Source organism: Streptomyces sp. NPDC002690 (genome assembly GCF_053592415.1).
This window is the reverse complement of the sequence record NZ_JBSFVR010000474.1, coordinates 1-4913: the sequence shown is the minus strand read 5'-3', so window position 1 is coordinate 4913 and position 4913 is coordinate 1. Positions and strand designations below refer to the sequence as shown.

The window sequence follows — 4913 nt, the reverse complement described above, 5'->3', positions numbered from 1 at the left end:
TGGGCCGACGCGATCGACCACCCGTTCTACATCATCTACGACCTGGCGATCGGCGGCGGCTTCCCGGACGCCTTCGGCGGTGGCCCGAACGCGGCCACGGTCTCCGGCGGCAAGCTGATCATCGACTCGGTCGCCGTGTACAACAAGGCCCCCGGTTCGAGCGGTTCGACGACCGGCCGGACGATCACCGGTCCGGGTGGCAAGTGTGTGGACGTCGCGGGTGACGACAACGGCGGTGACGGTACGGCGGTCCAGCTGTGGGACTGCCAGTCGGCGGCGAAGGACCAGCACTGGACCTGGAGCGGCCAGACGCTGCAGACCCTGGGCAAGTGCCTGGACATCGCGGGCGGTAACAGTGCCGGCGGTACCCAGCTCCAGCTGGCCACCTGCAACTCCGGGGGCTATCAGTCGTGGGTGCAGCAGAGTGACGGTTCGCTGAAGAACCCGACCAGCGGCCGGTGCGTCGACTCCCCGAACGGCGCGACGGCCAACGGCACCCGGCTCCAGATCTGGGACTGCAACAGCTCCGCCGCCCAGAAGTTCACCATCGCGAGCCGGATCCTCGGTCCGGGTGGCAAGTGTGTGGACGTCGCGGGTGACGACAACGGCGGTGACGGTACGGCGGTCCAGCTGTGGGACTGCCAGTCGGCGGCGAAGGACCAGCACTGGACCTGGAGCGGCCAGACGCTGCAGACCCTGGGCAAGTGCCTGGACATCGCGGGTGGCAACAGTGCCGGCGGGACCCAACTCCAGCTGGCCACCTGCAACTCCGGGGGGTACCAGTCGTGGGTGCAGCAGAGTGACGGTTCGCTGAAGAACCCGACCAGCGGCCGGTGCGTCGACTCCCCGAACGGCGCGACCGCCAACGGCACCCGGCTCCAGATCTGGGACTGCAACAGCTCCGCGGCGCAGAAGTTCGCGCTGGGATGACCGGCACCCGGCAGGCCCACGAGGGCCTGCCGGCGGGAGTGACCACACGTACGTCGAGGGGCCCCGCAGCGAGCTGCGGGGCCCTTTGACGTATTGCCCGGTGAGAGCAATGGCGGAGGACACGGGATTCGAACTCGTGAGGCGTTGTCCCCAACACGCTTTCCAAGTCCGCGCTCGGCCGTTCCGGAACAGTCACGGGCGTCTGGACCTGTGGCGGATTCGGAGGCTACAGGCTCGGTGAACTGTGGTGAACATCTGCGAAGAAGACCGGAACCGAGACCAGGCGCTCGTTCATTTACCGGATACCGGGCCGTACCACTGCATGGCTTGACCGGTGACCGCGGCGATACATTCGAAGTCGTGGTCGCGGTGCAGGAGGGTCAGCCCCTGGAGTTCCGCCGTGGCGGCGACGACGAGGTCAACAGCTCCCGCGCTGCGGTGCTGACCGCGTTGAGTCAGCAATTCCTGGACCTGCCAGGCGCGGTCGTACGCGCGGTCATCGACGGGTACCCAGCCGAACAGCAGCCGCATGTCCTCGATGCCGTGCGCACGGTCCGCGGCGGAGCGGGCGCTGTAGAAGAACTCCAGCTCGGTAATGGGGCAGGTCGCGATGAGCCCTGCTGCGGCGGCCTGATCCCATCCGTACTGTTCGGCGTCGTCCCGGAAGAATCGGGCGAGCGCACTGGTGTCGATCAGGAACTGTGCCGCGCTCACCGCCGGTATTCCCTCTTGTCCTCGAAGGCATCCAGGTCGAACGCGCCCTCGCTCGCTGCGGCCCGCAGCCGAGTGAGCGCGAGAGCCCGTCGGCGGTTGTCGAGCACCTCGCGCAGAGCAGTGTTGACCGTCTCCCTCTTGGTGCCGGTCCCCAGCGCCTGAGCCACGTCGGCCAGCAGTTGGTCGTCGAGATCGATCACTGTACGGCTCATTGAGAACCTCCCGATATATCAACTGTGGCACCGAGTATATCGCTGGTGAGGCAGCGCTGTGCGATGTCGGGCCGGGGGTACCCGGCCCGGGCCGAGGTGTCGATTTATGTTGATGGGCTTCACAGAATGAGTCATATACCTGAGCTGGAGAGATGAGCTATATGGCTGTTATGTGGGCTTATGAAGGGGGTGATTTGGGGCAACGAGTCCCTGTTCCTCTAGGGCGGATCTGCAGTAGCGGGAGTGATGGCCTAGTGAGCACTGTGCTGCGCAGTTGCTGCCACGAGGCTGCCCTCTCTAGCATCACAGCCATCGGACCCGCTGCAGTGGCGGTCCACGCGGTCGAACGGGGCAGCATGAGAATCGCGGAACACCAGCAGCAGTTGGTGTCGAGGGCGGCTATCGCCGAATTGGCCGGCGTGCAGCGCTCGGCGATCACCAATTGGGAGCGCAGGTACACGGACTTCCCGAGCCCTACGAGGGCCGGGGGCACCGACTACTACCACTTGTCCGACGTGCTGACCTGGCTCAAGGACCGCCCGGTTCCGCTGAGGGCGCGGCGGGAGGGCGAGAGGGCGGACGTCACGTACGCCGACCGGGCTCGGACGGCTCTTGTCGCGGCGTCGGAGGCCGAAGCCGTGGAGGACCTCGAAACGGACGGCTTTCCGGCTGCCCGAGGTACCGCAGGCGACGAGACCGACGGCGAGCACCTCGGTTCGGCCGACGACCTGTTCCGTGAGCAGGACGAGGGGCGCTGGGGCACAGGGGCGCGAGTCAACTTCCTCTATCTGCTGTTCTCGCTCATCTACCTGAGGTGGGCCCAGCCGAGGAGATGGGCACTGGTGCGGCGGTCCGTCGCACAGGACCAGGCAGGGACCCACATCCTCAGGTTCCTGCCCGCGGTCGCGCAGCACGTCCAACAGAGTCTCGCGGCGCAAGGCGTGACCAGTGCCATGGCAGTAAGGCTTGAGGACCTCACCCCCTCCAGCCCTCACGCTGTCGTCCGCCTTCTGGACAAGATCGAAAGTTCGGGGCGCGAAAGCTTTACAGAGCTGTTGGGACACCACGCCCTTGAGGCCGGGCTGGGAAGTCGTGATGCCTTCACCCCGCCAGGTGTCGCGCGTCTTCTTGCGTCGCTGCTCGGAAAGAGCTCTTCGGCTCAAAGCCTGTACGACCCGAACGGCCGAGGCGGCGAACTCCTGTCAGCGGTACTGGCCGCCAGGCCGGAGCCGGGGAACGAGGTCGGCGAAGGAATCCCGGCTGTAACGATCGGGAGTGCCCATCCGGAGACGCGCGATCTCGCGGCCATGAATCTCATGGTGCACGGAGCTCGTCCGGAATGGCTGAATTTTGCGGGCGCGACCCGCCCCTGGACGGAGGGGTCCCAGCGCCGCCGGGCGGATCTCGTTCTCACCAATCCGCCGTTCAATGTTTCCGCGGTGCCGGTTGATGCCGACCGGTGGCCCTACGGTGAACCGCCGGTGTCCAACGCCAACCTGGCGTGGCCCCAGCTCGCGGTCATGTCACTCAATGAGGGTGGCCGGGCAGCCGTTCTCATGCCCAACAGCGCTGCCACGTCCTCCAACCTCAAGGAGCAGCGCATTCGCCACGCCTTGGTGGATCGCGGAGCCCTGGAATGCGTCATCGCGCTGCCGGCCAAGATGTTCAGCGCAACCATGATCTCCGTCAATGTCTGGATCCTGAGGTCAGACGCGCAGGAACGGAATTCGGGAGAAGTCCTGTTCATCGACGCCTCCGGCCTGGCGACCAAGGTGTCCAGGAAGCTGTCCGTTCTGGAGGCTGACGACTGTGCGCTCATCGCGGCTGCCTATCACTCGTGGCGTGGGACGGGCGGAAACGACGCGGCGGTCCTCCCGGATTCCCGGCTTCCTTGCGCGGCAGTCCGGCGAGACGCCGTCAACGCGGCAGGCTCGTCGTTGCGTCCTGCCGACTACGCGCGCCCCGCGAAGCGGTCGCACGCAGGCGTGGAAGAGCTGACGGATCCCTACGGCGCTCTGCTGAGGTCCCGGGAGGAGGCGGGGCGGGCCGATGACCTGGCCGACTCCCAAGTTGCCGGCTTCCGGCATTTCGACGGCGGGCTCGGTTTGCTGATCGATGACGCACCGGACGACTGGGAGTGGCGAAGCCTTGGCGAGTTGTGCGATCTCCAAGCCGGCCCCTCTCCGTCACTGTTGCCGAAGGACGCCTACGTACCCGACGGTGTGGTGCCGGTCGTCCAGCCGAAGCACCTGCGCGATCGCCTGGTTGCCGATGCGCGCGGTACGGCTGTTCCGTACGACAGAGAGCAGAGGTTGAGGCGCTTCGCCCTGCAGGACGGAGACATCCTCTGTGCTCGAACGGGCACGGTGGGGCCCGTGGCGCAGGTGCGAACGCACCAAGTCGGCTGGTTGTTCGGCAGTAATCTGATCCGTCTTCACCGGTTCGCGCCCGAGGTCTGCCCCGCTTATCTGCTGGCCTACCTCTCCCTCTCACGGACCACCGAGTGGATCAAGAGCCGTTCCGAGAAGACCACAGTCCCTTCCATCAGCAAGGCCGACCTCGGAACGCTGCCGGTGCACCTGCCCCCATGGTCCGAGCAGAAGCGCATTGCCGGGGCACTCGGGGCACTCGACGAGCAGATTGCCAGGCACTTGGAGGTCGCGCGGGCAGCGACCCAGGTGCGCAGGGACCTTGCCGAGCAACTGGTCGGACGTGTCGCCGTCCAAGGCCCGACCGCGCCTGCCTCAGCCGGCACCTTCCCCGGAAGGACCTCCCGATGAGTGGCCTGCCCCCTGTGGCGAGGCTCGCGTGGCTTCTCGTCGTCCTGCTGTTCTCTGTCGTCGTCGCGTTAGCGGCCTTCATCTTGAAGACGCGCACCGGAACACGAGCAGCCGACGCTGCCCTCGTCGCAGGCTCGGCGTTCGCCGGCAGCGTGATCCTGAGTCTTGGCCTGATTGCCGCGGCCCGACAGCGCTCGGACGCGCTGAGCGGAGTTGCTGCGCCGCACGGTGTGTTCCCCCTCCGGTCCGCTGTAGGTCAGGGTGCCCAGGAAGGGCA

The 4913-nt window shown here is 66.6% G+C and carries 5 protein-coding genes; 3 read left to right on the top strand and 2 right to left on the bottom strand.

Annotation, left to right across the window (positions count from 1 at the left end; genetic code table 11):
- The coding region (locus tag ACWD3D_RS33570; protein ID WP_451464492.1) for a ricin-type beta-trefoil lectin domain protein at window positions 1-930 on the top strand (930 nt) is incomplete at its 5' end.
- A gap of 291 nt (window positions 931-1221) precedes the next feature.
- Here ACWD3D_RS33570 and ACWD3D_RS33565 read toward each other — a convergent pair.
- Complete coding sequence (locus ACWD3D_RS33565; protein ID WP_451464491.1) at window positions 1222-1644, bottom strand: PIN domain-containing protein; 423 nt, start codon at window positions 1642-1644, stop codon at window positions 1222-1224.
- Window positions 1641-1856: a type II toxin-antitoxin system VapB family antitoxin gene (locus ACWD3D_RS33560; RefSeq protein ID WP_451464490.1), complete on the bottom strand. Its 216-nt coding sequence runs from the start codon at window positions 1854-1856 to the stop codon at window positions 1641-1643. Before ACWD3D_RS33560 ends, ACWD3D_RS33565 begins: the two co-directional genes overlap by 4 nt.
- 356 nt (window positions 1857-2212) lie before the next feature.
- On the opposite strand from ACWD3D_RS33560, the gene ACWD3D_RS33555 reads away from it, so the two are divergent.
- Entirely contained in the window at window positions 2213-4636 is a 2424-nt protein-coding gene (locus tag ACWD3D_RS33555) for an N-6 DNA methylase (protein WP_451464489.1), read from the top strand.
- On the top strand, window positions 4633-4913 hold a 281-nt coding region (locus tag ACWD3D_RS33550; RefSeq protein WP_451464493.1), incomplete at its 3' end, for a hypothetical protein. The genes ACWD3D_RS33555 and ACWD3D_RS33550, both read left to right, overlap by 4 nt.